The organism is Pseudoalteromonas ardens (genome assembly GCF_030125445.1).
GTDB lineage: Bacteria > Pseudomonadota > Gammaproteobacteria > Enterobacterales > Alteromonadaceae > Pseudoalteromonas > Pseudoalteromonas ardens.
In genome coordinates, this window is sequence record NZ_JASJUV010000002.1 from 340,909 (window position 1) to 356,290 (window position 15,382).

Consider the following 15,382-nt stretch of genomic DNA (forward strand, 5'->3'; position numbering starts at 1 on the left):
TCATCGTACATATAAAAAAAGCCCGGGCTTACGTCCCGGGCTTTTTTATTTGATCAGACAAATTATCTGACTTTCGCGTCAATTTCAGCTAAGTCGGTCAGGTGACAAGACTCACCACTGTGGGTCTTAATCCCGTGCTCACCGAAATAATCTCGCTGTGCCTGAACTAAATGGCCATTACTTGGCGTGCTCAGTGTAGCGATGTATGTTTGTGTTGAAGCCAATACAGGGAACGCTAGGCCACTCTGAATTGCCTGACCAGCAATTTTACGTAAAGCATTAGCAGGCCCTTCTTGTGTATCCAGGAACTCAACACCTTTAGCAATATCGTCCAGATAATCCGCTCTGATGATACAACCCGCACGCCATGTCTGAAGTGTTTTGTCCAGATCAACTTTCCACTGATGGGATCTGGAAGCGCCTTTGATAAGTGCCAAGCCCTGGCGATAACAAAGCAGGCTGGCAAAATAGAAGGCATCTTTAAGTTCATCCAAATCCAGGTCAACACTGTTAGTTGCACGCTGGGCATACGTCATTTCTTTCGCTGCTGGTGTATCTATGGTGTTGGTTAAGTGTCTGGCTTGCACGGCGGCAACCAAAGAAGGAACCGCAATGCCAAGCTCAAGCGCATTTTGTGCAGTCCAGAGGCCAGTTCCCTTCGCGCCCACTTTATTGTCGATAAGATCAACCATAGGTTCATTCTGATCGCTCTCCAGGCTCAAGATATGGCTTGAAATTGCGAGCAGATAGCTGTTAAGCGGCCCTTCAGACCAACTTTTAAACACCTCTGCGACCTGAGCTGGGGAGCGGCCGGTACCAATGCGTAACAACTGATACATCTCTGCGATAAGCTGCATCAAGGCATACTCAATGCCATTGTGTACCATCTTCACAAAATGGCCACTGGCCGACTGACCAACACGTGCGAAGCAAGACTCACCATTATGTGTAGCTGCTACTTTTTCAAACCAAGGAATTAAGCGCTCCCAGCCGCCTTCTGAACCACTGGCCATCATGGCAGGTCCGTGTCGGGCCCCTTCTGCGCCACCCGAAATTCCCATCGTGGCAAATTCGAACTTGTTTTGATACTTAAGTTTGCGGGCAATACCATCTTTGTAGTTACTGTTGCCACAATCAACAATGATGTCGCCTTTTTCTACACCCGCTTCAATTAAATCCTGACACACCTTATCAACCAGCTCACCAGCCGGTACCAGAAGCAAAACAGACCTTGGCGTATCCAACCGCTTAACCATGTCAGCAAGATCGGAAACAATGTGAAGGCGCTCGGCAATCCCCGACGACTGCGCACAACTCAATAGTTCTGCACCCGCGTCCGGGTTTTTATCATAGGCAACTAATGTCATGCCCTGTTCTATAAGATTTAGCGCGAGGTTTTTCCCCATCACACCCAAACCAACTAATGCAACTTGCATTAAGTTTTCCTCCTCGGTAACAAATTCAATAGTCTTTCGGTAGCGTACCGTCATTATACCCAAGCTGAGTCGGATATAAAGCGTTCAACTGACCTCACTGATCCCGTCTACCTGATTGTAAATCAATCAATTTTAGATAAGTACGGCATGTTCTTGACAAAAAGTCGTGATTGACGCCACCTGACACCGGTGTCATAATCAGTTCATATAGATCATATAATTTAATTTGCATGTTAAAAAGGGCTATAAGATATTTCTTTCTTAAAACCCAGCAAGTTATCCAGATAAAGTCACCGAGACAAGTCAACAGGAGAACCTGATGCTTAGACGCACAAAGATCGTAGCAACACTAGGGCCAGCTACAGATAGAGATAATAACTTAGAAAAAATCATTCGCGCAGGTGCAAACGTTGTTCGTTTGAACTTCTCCCATGGTGTCGCACAGGATCATAAAGACCGTGCAGAAGCCGTCAGGGAAATTGCAAAAAAATTGAACAAACACGTCGCAATTCTGGCTGATTTGCAGGGACCCAAAATTCGTGTTTCTACATTCAAAGACGGTAAAGTTAACCTGGAAGTAGGTGCTAAATTCACTCTGGACGCTGAACTTGAAAAAGGTGAAGGCACCCTCGAGTCTGTTGGTATTGATTACAAAGAACTACCAAATGATGTAAATGCGGGCGATTTACTTCTGCTGAACGATGGGCTTATCCAGTTAACGGTAGATAGCGTTGCGGGCAATAAAGTCCACTGTACAGTTACCGTCGGCGGAGTCCTGTCAAACAATAAAGGGATCAACCGATTAGGCGGTGGTCTGACTGCCCCTGCATTTACCGAAAAAGACAAAGAAGATTTACTTACTGCGACTGAAATTGGCGTTGACTATATTGCCGTTTCATTCCCGCGCAGCGGCGACGACATGCGCTACGTTCGGGGCCTTGCTGAAAAAGCAGGGTCAGACGCACAACTACTGGCTAAGATCGAACGTGCAGAAGCCGTTGATTCAGTTGAAGCGATTGACGACATTGTGCTGGCCTCAGACGCTGTGATGGTTGCACGTGGAGACCTGGGTGTCGAAATTGGTGATGCAGCCTTAGTCGGTAAGCAAAAGCAAATCATTAGCCGTGCACGTTCATTAAACAGAACAGTAATCACTGCAACGCAAATGATGGAATCTATGATAGATAACCCGATGCCAACCCGCGCTGAAGTCATGGATGTGGCGAACGCCGTACTGGATGGTACTGATGCTGTTATGTTATCAGCAGAAACAGCGGCTGGTGACTATCCTGAAGAAACCGTCGCAACGATGGCGCGTGTTTGTCTTGGTGCTGAATCACAGCCACAAACCCATATTTCAAAGCACCGTCTGGACAGCATGTTTACCGACACGTCAGAGACACTTGCCCTGTCTGCTATGTATGCAGCAAATCATCTGACTTCAGTAAAAGCCATCGTCGCACTGACTGAGTCGGGGAATACATCGAAATTGATGTCGAGAATTAGTTCTGGCTTGCCAATCTATTCACTTTCACGACATGCCAGAACATTAGGCCAGACAGCGCTTTATCGGGGCGTTTATCCGGTACATTTTGATTCTACTCGGTGTAATGAAGAATCAACCGTTCGCGATGCGCTAAATACTCTGGTCGAAACAGGTGCGCTGGAACAAGGCGATACGGTGATCCTGACTCACGGTGACGTAATGGAAACCATTGGTGCAACCAATACAATGAAAATTGTCACCGTTTAGAAAGTCTACATCCGGGTGGCATCGCTGCCCGGATAATCCTTCCCTCTCAAATAAACAGCAAAGAAGTGATTAGCTGGCCAATGCAGCTTTTACTTTATCACGGTAGCTTCGACTTACTTTGAGCTCCTGGCCATTTTCTAACACCAATAAATACTCGCCACTACTTTGCGTAACCAGTTTACTGATCTGCTTGGTATTTACGATGGCTGAACGATGAACACGCACAAACAATTTAGGGTCTAATTCCTGCTCCAGTTCCTTCATTGTTTTACGCAAAATATGAGTTTGTCCGTCAGAGCAGTGCAAGCACATATAATCTCCCGCAGCATCAATCCACTGGATAGAAGCGGCAGAAACACGAATAATTTCCCCCTGCTCTTTTACCGCGATAGACTCCGGATATTTTTTGTCTTCAATGGTGTCACCAGTGGCCAATTTACGCAGAATTTCTTCACAGTTATTGCCTGTGATACCGGCAACGAAGCTGGCGAGCTTTTTCTTGTGAGCATTATCTTGTTGTGTTTTCAAATAGCTATGCACTTTTTCAACCGCCTGTTTTAGTCTGTTGTCATCTACGGGCTTTAGGATGTAATCTAAAGCATGAATTTCAAAGGCTTTTACTGCATAATGATCAAAAGCAGTGACAAACACGATGGCTGGCAATGGCTTAACACTCTCACTGAGCGCTCTGGCCACTTCAAACCCATTCATGGTTGGCATTTGAATGTCGAGGAATACCAGATCGATTTGCTGACTGGCGCACAACTCAAGCGCTTGCTCCCCTGAGCTGCACAACTCGATAACATCTATGTCTTCTATCTGTTTTAAGCGCACAGCCAGGCCTTTTCTGGCTAGGGACTCATCATCTACTATTAGCGTTCTGATTTTGCTCATTACTTTACTTCTCAGCCTTTTCAAAAGGAACTCGTATATTCACCTTCAATCCAGAAGGCGTATTGTGCGCGAGCACAAATGAATAATTGTTTTCGTATAATGTTCTTAGTCTGTCCTGGGTATTAGCAATACCAACCCCCTGAACATTACTCAACTGACCATTTTCTATGGACGCACCCGGCCCGTTATCACACACCTCTAACAATAGCTCATTGGCAAAAACCTGAGCTCTTATCTCGATTTTGCCACCACTGGCCATATGCGCAATAGCATATTTGATAGAGTTTTCAATTAACGGTTGCATGATCAAACTAGGCACCAATGCTTGCTTAGCTTCTTCAGTGATATCGAAGGCCACTTCCAGACGCTCATCAAAGCGCACCTTCTCTATATTCAGATACAGCTTGAGTGCATGTAACTCCTGTTCAAGCGGTACTTTTTTTATCGGATCTGTGTTTAGCGTATAGCGCAGGAAATCACTCAGCCTGGACACCATCTGGTTAGCGTCTTTGTTCTCTTCAACCAATACCAGTGTTGAAATTGCATTGAGTGTATTAAACAGAAAGTGAGGGTTAAGCTGGTAACGCAGCATTTTAAGCTGTGCTTCATGGGCCATCGTATTGGCTTTCAGTGCCTTTTGTCGTTCACTTTGCAGTAGCTGATAGTACTTAATACCAAAGTACAAGCCACTCCAACACAAAATGATGTAAACGGAGTCTAAACCTTGCTGAAGATAGTAATACCACTCTTCGGGCCTGTATCCATGCCGGTAAATCTCCCACATGTTAAACTTTTGAACGACAGACCACAGTGTTCCTGTCAGATAAGAGGTACTAAAAACCACAAAGATAAGCAATAATGGCTTTGCGTTCCATACTTTACGATAGAGATAACGCAATGGCACTGTCATCAGACAACCGGCATAGGCGTTGAGCACGATCACAAAAACGTAAATATCGCGCATTTCGAATACTTTTGAACCTATGTAGTTTACCAATGCATAGCCTATCCAGCCTGCAATTTGTAAAACCCAGAAAAATCGCTGTCGATTATCGACCAGAGCTTGCCACTTCAAACGTTTATAACCTCTTAAGACTTAGCCAAATTATATCCTATGGCAGCCCCATTCAACAGCGCCAGCGGTCTTACTTTTTTAACGGTTAAACGCAAATTTACAGAGCAAAAATTGGATTTTTAGGCAATAAAAAAGGCCCTGACGGGCCTTTGTCGATATCTTGGTTACTTAGTATACGCGCGAGGCATATCTGAGTCTGTGGTGTAGCGGTCTCTTAATTTATCGTGGCGAGATTCTGTACTCACTTCTTCACCATTGATCCAGAGTTTATCTAAGGTAGTAGTAAACTCAAATGGGTCGGCGCTCCAAAGCACCAAATCGGCACGCTGACCTGAAGCAATCTTACCGCCATCCAGGTCAAATACATCTGCGATATTGCTACTGACCGCTTTTAGCGCCCCTTCGTAACTCATACCATGTGCAACGGCGATGCCCGCATCAAAGCGCAACTGATACAAATTGTGCGCCCCCTCAAATGCAAACCCAGACAACAGCACTTTTACGCCAGCACGTTCAAGTTCACCCGCGTTAGTCAGATCAGCATGTAATGAACTAAAGCTGGTAGGCAGGTTAGACACCGCACTGATGACCACAGGAACATTCGCCTTCGCGATTTCCTCTTTGACCAAAACAGCATCGTTTACGCCCCAAAGAACCAGGTTAAGGCCAAACTGCTCTTTCACCTTCAGTACTTCAAGAATGTCAGACGCGCGCTCTACTTCCACAACAACTGGCATTTCACCTTTCAATACTGCGGTCAGTATCTGCTCTTCCTGACTTGGCTTTTTCGCCGCTTTCTTGTCGTCTTTCTTGCCCTTCTCAGACAGCTTTTGCTGTTGGCCTTCAAGCTTCTCTGTCAGGGTTTTGTATTTCATTGCACGCGACCCGCTGCCGCTTGCATCCATGTCCACCAACAACGCAGTACGCGTTTTCAGTACACTGTTAAACTCACCGGATAGGTCCACTACAAAGGCTAGCCCTTCGAAAATGCTTTTTCCGCCATGTGGCACAACCACATTTTGGGTGATACCGCCTTTGCGACCATATGGGATCAGTGACGAACGCGGGTTGAATGCCGGACTGGCATCAAAGTCCACGTCAGCTTTATCATCACCTGCATCTCTGGAGCCGGCCACAGCGCTCACTTCAACCAGTCCAAGCTGGTTCATTGAGCCAATAAAACCAGGCGTCAAAACTCGGCCTTTTGCATCAATCGTCACATCGGCCTTGACACTCGCTGGGTTAATCGCAGTGATAGTGCCATTTTCAATTACCACAGTCGCCCCTTCCAGGGTACCCGCGTCAGTCAAGGTATGAACCTTAGCATTGGTGATCGCCGTAATCTGAGCAAATGCGGCGGAAGACGCCAGCAGTGCACTAGTCAATAAAGAAATCTTAAACTTATTCATCATTTACTCCTTAGCGCTGACCCAGCATAAAATCACTCACCGCCTGATATTTCTCATCGAAGCGGTCATATACTTTGGCACCGTCGATATATACGGTTTCGGCTTTAGAATAAACGCTAAATGGATTGCGGTCCCAGATAACTATATCCGCTTGCTTACCTTGTTTGACCGACCCGGTTTTCTCTTCGATACCGAGCGATTTAGCCGCATTATAGGTGATCCACTTAATTGCATCTTGCTCTTTAAGCGAGAACCCGGCCTGGTTCGCAGTATTCATGATTTTGGCAGCTTCATGATTCAAACGTTGGATTGTGGTGTCTGAATCAGAGTGAACAACGGCACATGAATTTTTAACGGCATCCACGATTGCAACGTTTTCCGGCACCATGTCGTATGCTTCCATTTTGAAGCCCCACCAATCCGGCCACAATGCGGCACAGTTGCCATTCTCTGCGAGCAGATCAGCGACTTTATAAGCTTCAATACCATGATGGAAGGTACCCGAATGATAATTGAACTCTTTAGAGAGGTCGATCATCATTGCCATTTCTTCTGCTTTATAACAGTGATTGTGGATCAGGATCTCGCCGTCCAACACACCACGCAGCGTATCCAAACGAATGTCACGTTTTGGTGCATCCGGGTTCAGCCCTGCCGCATAAGCCGCGTCATACTGTTCCCATGCCTGTTTGTATTCGGTCGCTTCAGCCCAGGCGGCACGATACCCCGCCATGTTACCCATGCGCGTATAAGGTGCGACACCCTTACCACCATAAACACGTTTCGGGTTTTCACCACAAGCCATTTTCAGACCATAGGGTGCATCCGGAAACTTCATGCCTTGCATCGTTGGTGATGGCACGTTCTTCAGCGTGACACTGCGACCACCAAACAGGTTGGCAGAACCAGGCAGGATCTGTAATGTGGTGATCCCGCCTTCACGCGCCCGGTTAAAACCCGGATCCTGTGGCCAAACTGAGTGCTCAACCCATACCTGGGCAGTATTTGGCTTAGTGATCTCGTTACCATCGGCATGAGACTCTACAGAAGGGCTTGGATAGGCACCCAGATGTGAATGTACATCGATTATACCTGGTGTGACCCATTTGCCCTGAGCATCTATGGTCACGTCAGCCTGAGCGGACAGGTCTTTCCCTACCTGGCTGATTTTGCCGTCTTTAAGCAATACATCCGTGTCTTCCAACAGCTCGCCTGTACCAGTCAGTACAGTTGCATTGGTAATTAAAGTAGAGCCTGAACTATGCGGCTGGTAGGTACTTGGGTATGGATTTTTATCAATGGTGACTTTTTCTTTCTGAGGGCCTTTGTCCTGGCACCCTAAAAGAACTGTACTTAATGCAAGTACAATCGCCGTCGGCTTGAATTTTTGCATCATATTTCTCTTATTTTTCTGCGTGATTGATCACCCCGCAGAGTATTGGCTTACAATTGACGTAAAATTGCAACTAAGTTTCGACAGTTCACAATATAGCTCGGCCATCTGCACATTTCGAGTTTTCTCCCTGCAATAGAGACTACGCTGACTTTAAACCACCTGCTGTGGGCTCTAATGGCAATCATAGAATCAAGCATATCCGCCTGAGCAGCAGCTATTTTTTATACATCAATGCAGCGAACTCAGGCGCTACTCTTAGAAGTGTTGCAAACTCAGTACTGCGCATATTGTCGGCAGTATGCAATGTCGACAAACCTGTATTGCAGTCACAACCAGAGAAGTATCGACATACTTTTGACACAGGTATTAATCTAAGCTCAATTAAAGGAAAACATCACTATAATGAAACAAAGAAAAATAGTTAATCGAAAAAAAATTGCCCTGACAAAACATATTATTCTCTTACGCCTGAAACAACTATAGCATTAAAATCAATTTGTTACTTAGCATTTTTACAGCAGACATAGTTACTTACATTCGGTTATTTCACGGTTACAGCATTTTGCAACATTCACATCAATACTTGTTGTGAGCTTTGTATAAATCTGGAGAAGATCATGAAACTTGCCGCGACTTTAGTGCTTTCCCCCCTGCTATTGGCCACCAGCCTGACTGCCAGCGCAGGAGAAGTAGAATTTGTAGGAGCAGACAACAGCATCGCGACACAGCTATGTGTCGCAGTGGGAACTAACCACCGTCTGACTTTAATTAAAGAACTAACGGAGCATCGGATCAGCCGCTCTATTGTTGCCAATAAACTCACCTGCAACGATATGCCAGTGCCTCAGTTCGCCAAAAAATTTGGCCTGCATAAAACTGCGGGGCTGCTGAATATCGACTTTACCACTGACACATCAATCACAGACATTGCGATGACCGAAAACACACAGACAATCGTCATTTCTGGTTCCAGATAAGTGTCAGTCATCCATTCGGCGCATCGTCAACAGCTACTACCTAGCACGATGCGTCCATATAAATGGTTTTCAATCTAAATGCCCTTTAGACCAAAGCTGCGATAAGCCCAAACAGGCCACCGAAGACACCACCCCAAACCACCAGCCAGCCAAGGTGCGTGTGGATCATGTCCTGAACAATACTTTTTACCATCGCGGGTGTGAGTTCTTCTAAACGCTCTTCAACCGCATGTTCAATGGCTACTTTCACAGCATCAACCGACTGCCCGCTGCTCAGCAGTCCAGAGAGCTGCTGTTGAAACTCTTCCCCTTCACTGATTTCAAACAAGGCTTCTTTCATTTTATCGGTGAAGCTGTCTTTCATCGGCTCAATCGCTTCTTTGCCGCCCACCATGGCCAACATCGCCCCAAACTGAGAAGCCTCAATCACCTGTACCAGTTTATTGAATGCAGGTGACAAGTCGGTTTGCGTAATGACTGGCTTCAGATCCAGCTGAATCTCATTTTTTTGTGCGAAACTACGCAACTTATCTTCGTTAAAGAACTCTTCGAGTATCAGTTTACGAATGGCGCTTTTAAATTCTTTAAATTTAATAGTGATCACGCCCGACCCATAGAGACCCGGCACTTTCTCAAACAACATGTGTATTGCAAGCCAGTTTGTCACAGCCCCTGATAAGGCAAATAAGCCCATAGTCCATAACACATCGTTCTCTAATAACCAGCCAAGCAGTACAACCACAGCGGCCAGGATATTCGTCGCTAAACTTTTACTCATCAGTGCCTCTTATGATCTGAGTATTTTGCCCGGCCGCATATTGTAGTGAATTTAAATCTCTCTACAAGTATTTGTGTTATAGCAAAAATCGACCATAGTTTAGACTATGTGTGGTACTCAAACCTTGGCGGGACTATGTGGAATCTCGTAAACCAGTATATCAGTGATGCAATTCATGAACATTTCGAGTTTACCCGTAAAACGCAATTGCCCTGCAATGCGCACGCTCGGTTGTTTAAAATCGAGAATGATCATCACTGCTACCTGGTTAAGGTAGATCATATTCAGGCGCTGGAACGCTTTGAGTGCGAAGCCCGCAATCATGACACACTGATCCGGGACAGCGACTTTCTGGTTGCCGACACCATCACCATCGGCTCAAGCATTGAGTTTTGCTTTTTGGTGCTTGAATGGCTCGAGACGTCAGGAGAGCTCGAAGATTGGTATACCTGTGGCACCACACTTGCCAAGCTCCATGCTCGCCACGAACAGAAAATGTATGGGCTGGAAGAGGATAACTACTTTTTCGATTTGGCTCAGCCAAACCAGTGGCATAAAAAATGGGAAGTATTTTTTGCCGAAGAGCGGATCGCCTGGCAATTACAGCTATTGGCGGAAAAAGGGATCAAACTGGTCGATATCGACCAGTTTGTTGAACGTATTAAACCCATGTTGCCACATCAAGTTGCGCCATCTTTACTACATGGCCACTTTTGGCGTGGCAATATCGCCTTTTCCCAGGGTAAACCCTGTTTATTTTGTCCCTCTTGTTATTATGGCGACAGAGAAATAGATCTCGCATCCAGCGAACTCTTTGCGCCTCTGCCACATGCATTTTATGAAGGGTATGATAGTGTTTACCCAAGAATGGAAGGGTATGAAGACCGCCGACGTATCTATCAACTCTACCCTTTGCTATGCCACGCAAATATGTTCGCAGGGGATTACCTGAAGCAGGCCGCCAATCACATCGACGACCTTTGCAAATAACTGCAACTTTACTGTAATACTCCACAATGCTGCTATAGTTATTAATGTAAAAAACGGAAAACTCGTTGGAGTAAACTCATGAAGCAGCTGTATGACCAACGTATTAGTTGCCCGCATTGTGGCCACCATATTTTTGTTAGTCTGGATGCCAGCGAAGGTGATCAGGACTACTATGAAGATTGCGCAGCTTGTTGCAACCCGATCCATCTGAATATGCATATAGATTACGCAATTAACAAGCTTGAACTGAGGGTTGATGCAGACGACGAACAGGTTTTTTAATGGGCACTGACAGTGCCCACATCACCATATGCTTTAGAACAACAGCTGTTACTCACGGTATTCAATGTCTCTTCAGATACCAGCGCAGCAACGATGCCAGGCTGTATCAGCGGTATTATCGCCTCGAAATCAACGACTCGCACCACCGGGATGGTATCACAACGAGAAATTGCCCCTGTTTTTACGCAGGTAATGCTCTACCGTGTTCACTGTCGTGTATGTCTGCTGGTCAACTTCAATGTTAAACAGATCGCCAACGTGGGCTGTACCAATATTGGTCAATGCCAGTGTTTCTGGAATAAGATGAAGCCAGAAGCCATCTTCTTCAAGTTTGCCAACAGTCAAACTTGCACCGTTAACACTGATAAACCCCTTATAAAGAATGTATTTTTTCCACTGCTCAGGAATGGCAAGTTTAATCCGGCAATTATCAGCTTCCTGGATATATGCCATGATGGTTGCCTGACAATGCACATGGCCGGACACAATATGCCCACCCAACTCAGTACCAAAGGTCACGGAGCGTTCAAAGTTAACCCGACTGCCCTGTTGTAGTATACTCAAATTGGTCAACTGGAGCGTTTCGTCGATCACATCAAAAGACACCTGCCCGACGACGTCTGCACCTCTTACTTCAAAATCTGTAACGGTCAGACAACATCCATTGATTGCGATACTCGCACCATGAGTCAATTTTTCCAAATATCGGCTATCAACCGACAACACCAGCTTCATGATCCCTTCGCGCAACACAGCACTAACCACTGTCGCTTGAGTCTGTACAATTCCGGTAAACATAACACTCAGATTTTCGAGAATAATGCCGCGCAGTGTAACCCAAACACTCATCAGATTAAACTGCGCTTTTATCAGATAAAAGTGGTAAGTTTTAAAGAAGTTTTTTAAGATTAACGTTTTAGGAAGTCCAGACTCAGTATGAAATTTGCTTTATGGGAAGCAAAGCGCCTGGTGCGTCTTGCCACCCCCGTCTTTTTTGCCCAAATCACGCTGGTACTTATGTCGGTTGTCGACACTATGATGGCAGGACAAGTCAGCGCCGAAGATCTCGCTGCACTGTCAATTGCAACCGGCACCTGGAACCCGATGATCTTTTCTTTACAGGGTATTCTATTAGCAATCACCAGTATGGTTGCATACTGCGATGGGGCCAAACAACGTGACGGTATTAAAACGTACTTTCAGCAGGGTATCTACCTTGCACTAATACTCTCTTCACTTGGGTTTATTGCCAGTGCCTTCACTCCTTTGGTCTTTGCACGTATCGGGGCAGCGAGTGCTATCACAGACTTAGCACAACAGTACATTGATTTCGTAAAATGGGGACTACCTGCTTTTTTATTGTTTTCAGTCTACCGTAATGTCACAGAAGGCGTAGGTAACACAAAAGCGGCCTTGTACATTAGCTTGCTTGGACTGGTCGTCAATGTTTTTGCCAACTATGTATTTATCTATGGCAAATTAGGCATGCCCGCGCTGGGCAGCGCGGGGTGTGGACTCGCAACAACATTAGTATTTTGGGTCATGGCCATCGCTCAGTTAATTTATAGCTTCAACAATAAATATCTCGATGGACACTGGTTGATCACAGCCTTCGCACGGCCGCATGCTGCAACCTTATTTCAAATAGTAAAATTGGGTTTGCCCATTTGCCTCGCAACGTTTTTTGAAGTGACCTTATTTGCCTGTATTCCGCTATTCATTGCAGATCTCGGGGCCATCGCTGTATCCGGACACCAAATCGCAGCCAGCGTAACGACCATTCTGTTTATGCTCCCTCTTAGCCTTTCCATGGCGATCGCAATACGTATTGGAACCTTATCAGGAGAAGGCAATTACCCCAAACTGGTCAATTCGGTCTACACCAGCTTTGTCTGTGCCGTGGTAGTGTCAGTGATTGTTGCGACCTTTACCTACGTGATCCGAAATGAGATTGCCTGGGTATATACACAAAATGCCGAAGTGGCGTTACTGGCCTCTGGGATAATCGTGCTGGCGTGTATTTATCAACTGCCAGACGCCTTGCAGGTTGCAGCAAATGGTGTGTTACGTGGATTAAAGTACACCAGCCCCATCACCATAGTCACCTTTGTGTCTTACTGGCTGATTGGGTTCAGTCTCGGTTTTGTGCTGGCAAAAACAGACATACTGACACCGGCCATGGGTGCCAGAGGGTTCTGGATAGGCATTATCGTCGGCTTGACTTGCGCCGCTATATTACTTCTTTATTTTGTGAGGAAACGGCTTGATACGTTACGCCCCGATCCTGTTTAGCCTGCTACTGGCAGTGGCCTGTACTCCCACTGCCAGTGACATCAACCAGGAATATGCCAACAGGCTGGCCAATGTGCTGGACATCCCTCCGCCCAGCATTGACAAACTATCCCCTATCGCTGAATACACAGCCACCAGGCCTGAAGCCTCTTTTAAGCTCTCTGTATTGCAGCTAGCCAACCTGGGACATTGTGCGCTGGCCCAGGACGTAGCACGACACAATAACCAACTCGGTAAACTGGCTGTCCCCAGCGAGGTTTTCAAATATCAGGTTCGCTTTATCCAGCTGGCTGAACGTTGTATTCAGGATACCAAAACTCAGGATCCGGAAGTAAAAAACATTCTAAGCCAGGCAGGCGAAGAAAAACGCACAGCACTGCCTCAGTATTTCGCATTTATGCTCTCAGCAGAGCCTGAACTAAACCAATTTAACCGGCTGACATTTGAAGAAACAGACAAACGAGGCACGGACAATGAGCTCAAGGCAAATGAGGGCCTGGCTGCGCTTGCATCCGTAGCAAACAGTTTACTTGCCCCTGAAAACATTGACCCACAGAAAATAACGCCAGCCTTGAGTAAATTAAACAATAACAGCTATGTCCAGACTTTACTGACCAGTGCGCGCAGACAAATAAGCTGGAACCACAGCTTAACAGCATGGCTGTCGCAAATTGATCTACAAGAAACGGTCTGTCCTGAAGGTAAAAACAAGAAAAAGGCTCAGGTGTTGCATAACATCTTCAACAAATACGCTATTTCACAATTGCAACCATACCAATCTCAGCTCAGTATTCAGTTACAGGAACTGAGTAACTCGTTCGCTCAAATTTCACAAGCCATCCCTCACCCGTTATATCCGGACCATGCAGCGGCACTGTTGACAGAGCTGAAGTCGTCAAGCAGACAGCATGCTCAATGGTGGCAAGGCTTCTACAAAGTGTGTAAAGTTGCACCGGTATGAGCGAAAAAAGTGCAAACAAACATTAATTTAGCAAATTTACTTGATCCCTTCGAACGCTCGCTATATATTAGCGGCCGTTGGCAAGTGACGTAATGCAACAAAACAGTCATAGTTGCTCAACATTGTACGACCGTAGCTCAGTTGGTTAGAGCACCACCTTGACATGGTGGGGGTCGGTGGTTCGAATCCACTCGGTCGTACCAATTAATCTTAATAGATTAATGCTTTTAAGCGTTTATTATTGTACGACCGTAGCTCAGTTGGTTAGAGCACCACCTTGACATGGTGGGGGTCGGTGGTTCGAATCCACTCGGTCGTACCAATTAATCTTGATAGATTGATTATTGAAACGCTTACTATTGTACGACCGTAGCTCAGTTGGTTAGAGCACCACCTTGACATGGTGGGGGTCGGTGGTTCGAATCCACTCGGTCGTACCAATCTACTAATTAAAATCCCCTTGCAGCACAACCCTAGCTCATCTATTCAGAGCAACACCACTCTCTATGACCCGGTCCAGAGGTCGGCGATTCAAATCCACTCAGTCGTACCAATCTACTAATTAAAATCCCCTTATAGCACAACCATAGCTCAGTTGGTTAGAGCACCACCACTCTCTATGACCCGGCCCAGAGGTCGGCGATTCAAATCCACTCGGTCGTACCATTCTACTAATTAAAATCCCCTTATAGCACAACCGTAGCTCATCTATTCAGAGCAACACCACTCTCTATGACCCGGTCCAGAGGTCGGTGGTTCGAATCCACTCGGTCGTACCAACCTACTAATTAAAATCCCCTTGTAGCACAACCCTAGCTCAGTTGTTTAGAGCACCACCACTCTCTATGACCCGATCCAGAGGTCAGCGATTAAAATCCACTCGGTCGTACCAACCTACTTTTGTTATTAATTAACTCCTCAATTGTAAAACCGTAGCTCATCTAATCAGAGCACCACCACTCTCTATGACCCGGTCCTATCAGCAGTTCGAATCCGCTCGGTCCGACCAACTTCTCATATTCCCTTATTCCTTCACATATAAACATTCACACGACATTAAATCACGCCCTTCTTAATCAGCGTCCTTTAAGCCTGTATATTGTAGCAATCTCAAAAGTCGTACTACCTTTTTAATTCAA

The 15,382-nt window shown here is 45.9% G+C and carries 13 protein-coding genes and 3 tRNA genes; 9 read left to right on the plus strand and 7 right to left on the minus strand.

Annotation, left to right across the window (positions count from 1 at the left end; all coding sequences use genetic code 11):
• Positions 1-62 precede the first annotated feature (62 nt).
• Entirely contained in the window at positions 63-1,436 is a 1,374-nt protein-coding gene (gene gndA, locus QNM19_RS06525) for an NADP-dependent phosphogluconate dehydrogenase (RefSeq protein ID WP_049864695.1), read from the minus strand.
• 319 nt (positions 1,437-1,755) lie between these two features.
• On the opposite strand from gndA, the gene pyk reads away from it, so the two are divergent.
• Positions 1,756-3,189: a pyruvate kinase gene (gene pyk / locus QNM19_RS06530; protein WP_049864694.1), complete on the plus strand. Its 1,434-nt coding sequence runs from the start codon at positions 1,756-1,758 to the stop codon at positions 3,187-3,189.
• 69 nt (positions 3,190-3,258) lie between these two features.
• Here pyk and QNM19_RS06535 read toward each other — a convergent pair whose 3' ends face one another.
• The 4 genes from QNM19_RS06535 to QNM19_RS06550 all read right to left on the minus strand — a co-directional run bounded on the left by QNM19_RS06535 (position 3,259) and on the right by QNM19_RS06550 (position 7,960).
• Positions 3,259-4,083 carry a LytR/AlgR family response regulator transcription factor gene (locus tag QNM19_RS06535; RefSeq protein WP_049864693.1) on the minus strand — a complete coding sequence of 275 codons (825 nt, stop codon included), beginning with the start codon at positions 4,081-4,083 and terminating at the stop codon, positions 3,259-3,261.
• Positions 4,084-4,087: 4 nt separating this feature from the next.
• Positions 4,088-5,158, minus strand: coding sequence for a sensor histidine kinase (locus QNM19_RS06540; protein WP_049864692.1), 1,071 nt, complete (start codon positions 5,156-5,158; stop codon positions 4,088-4,090).
• 164 nt (positions 5,159-5,322) lie between these two features.
• Positions 5,323-6,567, minus strand: coding sequence for an amidohydrolase family protein (locus QNM19_RS06545; RefSeq protein WP_049864691.1), 1,245 nt, complete (start codon positions 6,565-6,567; stop codon positions 5,323-5,325).
• A 10-nt stretch (positions 6,568-6,577) separates the two neighbouring features.
• Complete coding sequence (locus QNM19_RS06550) at positions 6,578-7,960, minus strand: amidohydrolase (RefSeq protein ID WP_049864690.1); 1,383 nt, start codon at positions 7,958-7,960, stop codon at positions 6,578-6,580.
• Positions 7,961-8,580: 620 nt separating this feature from the next.
• Between QNM19_RS06550 and QNM19_RS06555 the strand changes: the two genes are divergently transcribed.
• A complete protein-coding gene (locus QNM19_RS06555) occupies positions 8,581-8,940 on the plus strand; it encodes a DUF3718 domain-containing protein (RefSeq protein WP_284026494.1) in 360 nt (119 codons plus the stop codon).
• A gap of 85 nt (positions 8,941-9,025) precedes the next feature.
• On the opposite strand, the gene QNM19_RS06560 is transcribed toward QNM19_RS06555, so the two are convergent.
• Positions 9,026-9,718, minus strand: coding sequence for a DUF445 domain-containing protein (locus tag QNM19_RS06560; protein WP_049864688.1), 693 nt, complete (start codon positions 9,716-9,718; stop codon positions 9,026-9,028).
• 135 nt (positions 9,719-9,853) lie between these two features.
• Here QNM19_RS06560 and QNM19_RS06565 point away from each other — a divergent pair, with 135 nt between their 5' ends.
• Together QNM19_RS06565 and QNM19_RS06570 are read left to right on the plus strand one after the other, a co-directional pair.
• Complete coding sequence (locus QNM19_RS06565) at positions 9,854-10,708, plus strand: fructosamine kinase family protein (RefSeq protein WP_049864687.1); 855 nt, start codon at positions 9,854-9,856, stop codon at positions 10,706-10,708.
• Between the two features lie 78 nt (positions 10,709-10,786).
• On the plus strand, positions 10,787-10,990 hold the full coding sequence (locus QNM19_RS06570) for a CPXCG motif-containing cysteine-rich protein (RefSeq protein WP_010384490.1): 204 nt from the start codon (positions 10,787-10,789) through the stop codon (positions 10,988-10,990).
• 156 nt (positions 10,991-11,146) lie between these two features.
• Here the strand turns inward: QNM19_RS06570 and QNM19_RS06575 are convergent, their stop codons facing one another.
• The gene (locus tag QNM19_RS06575; RefSeq protein WP_049864702.1) at positions 11,147-11,788 is read right to left on the minus strand and encodes a riboflavin synthase; all 642 of its coding nucleotides are present in this window, start codon (positions 11,786-11,788) and stop codon (positions 11,147-11,149) included.
• A 138-nt stretch (positions 11,789-11,926) separates the two neighbouring features.
• Between QNM19_RS06575 and QNM19_RS06580 the strand changes: the two genes are divergently transcribed.
• From QNM19_RS06580 to QNM19_RS06600, 5 genes are all read left to right on the plus strand, one after another.
• The gene (locus QNM19_RS06580; protein ID WP_049864686.1) at positions 11,927-13,282 is read left to right on the plus strand and encodes an MATE family efflux transporter; all 1,356 of its coding nucleotides are present in this window, start codon (positions 11,927-11,929) and stop codon (positions 13,280-13,282) included.
• On the plus strand, positions 13,254-14,243 hold the full coding sequence (locus QNM19_RS06585; RefSeq protein WP_049864685.1) for a DUF3080 family protein: 990 nt from the start codon (positions 13,254-13,256) through the stop codon (positions 14,241-14,243). The genes QNM19_RS06580 and QNM19_RS06585 overlap by 29 nt, the downstream gene beginning before the upstream one ends.
• A 126-nt stretch (positions 14,244-14,369) precedes the next feature.
• Positions 14,370-14,446: transfer RNA gene (locus QNM19_RS06590), tRNA-Val, on the plus strand.
• A 42-nt stretch (positions 14,447-14,488) separates the two neighbouring features.
• Positions 14,489-14,565 (plus strand) — tRNA-Val (locus tag QNM19_RS06595).
• A 41-nt stretch (positions 14,566-14,606) separates the two neighbouring features.
• Positions 14,607-14,683: transfer RNA gene (locus QNM19_RS06600), tRNA-Val, on the plus strand.
• The last annotated feature ends 699 nt before the right edge of the window (positions 14,684-15,382 follow it).

Excerpts from the sequence above, each read along its gene's own strand:
- gndA (WP_049864695.1), bottom strand. The coding sequence starts at position 1,436 with ATGCAAGTTGCATTAGTTGGTTTGGGTGTGATGGGGAAAAACCTCGCG.
- pyk (WP_049864694.1), top strand. The coding sequence starts at position 1,756 with ATGCTTAGACGCACAAAGATCGTAGCAACACTAGGGCCAGCTACAGAT.
- QNM19_RS06535 (WP_049864693.1), bottom strand. The coding sequence starts at position 4,083 with ATGAGCAAAATCAGAACGCTAATAGTAGATGATGAGTCCCTAGCCAGA.
- QNM19_RS06545 (WP_049864691.1), bottom strand. The coding sequence starts at position 6,567 with ATGAATAAGTTTAAGATTTCTTTATTGACTAGTGCACTGCTGGCGTCT.
- QNM19_RS06550 (WP_049864690.1), bottom strand. The coding sequence starts at position 7,960 with ATGCAAAAATTCAAGCCGACGGCGATTGTACTTGCATTAAGTACAGTT.
- QNM19_RS06555 (WP_284026494.1), top strand. The coding sequence starts at position 8,581 with ATGAAACTTGCCGCGACTTTAGTGCTTTCCCCCCTGCTATTGGCCACC.
- QNM19_RS06560 (WP_049864688.1), bottom strand. The coding sequence starts at position 9,718 with ATGAGTAAAAGTTTAGCGACGAATATCCTGGCCGCTGTGGTTGTACTG.
- QNM19_RS06565 (WP_049864687.1), top strand. The coding sequence starts at position 9,854 with ATGTGGAATCTCGTAAACCAGTATATCAGTGATGCAATTCATGAACAT.
- QNM19_RS06570 (WP_010384490.1), top strand. The coding sequence starts at position 10,787 with ATGAAGCAGCTGTATGACCAACGTATTAGTTGCCCGCATTGTGGCCAC.
- QNM19_RS06575 (WP_049864702.1), bottom strand. The coding sequence starts at position 11,788 with ATGTTTACCGGAATTGTACAGACTCAAGCGACAGTGGTTAGTGCTGTG.
- QNM19_RS06580 (WP_049864686.1), top strand. The coding sequence starts at position 11,927 with ATGAAATTTGCTTTATGGGAAGCAAAGCGCCTGGTGCGTCTTGCCACC.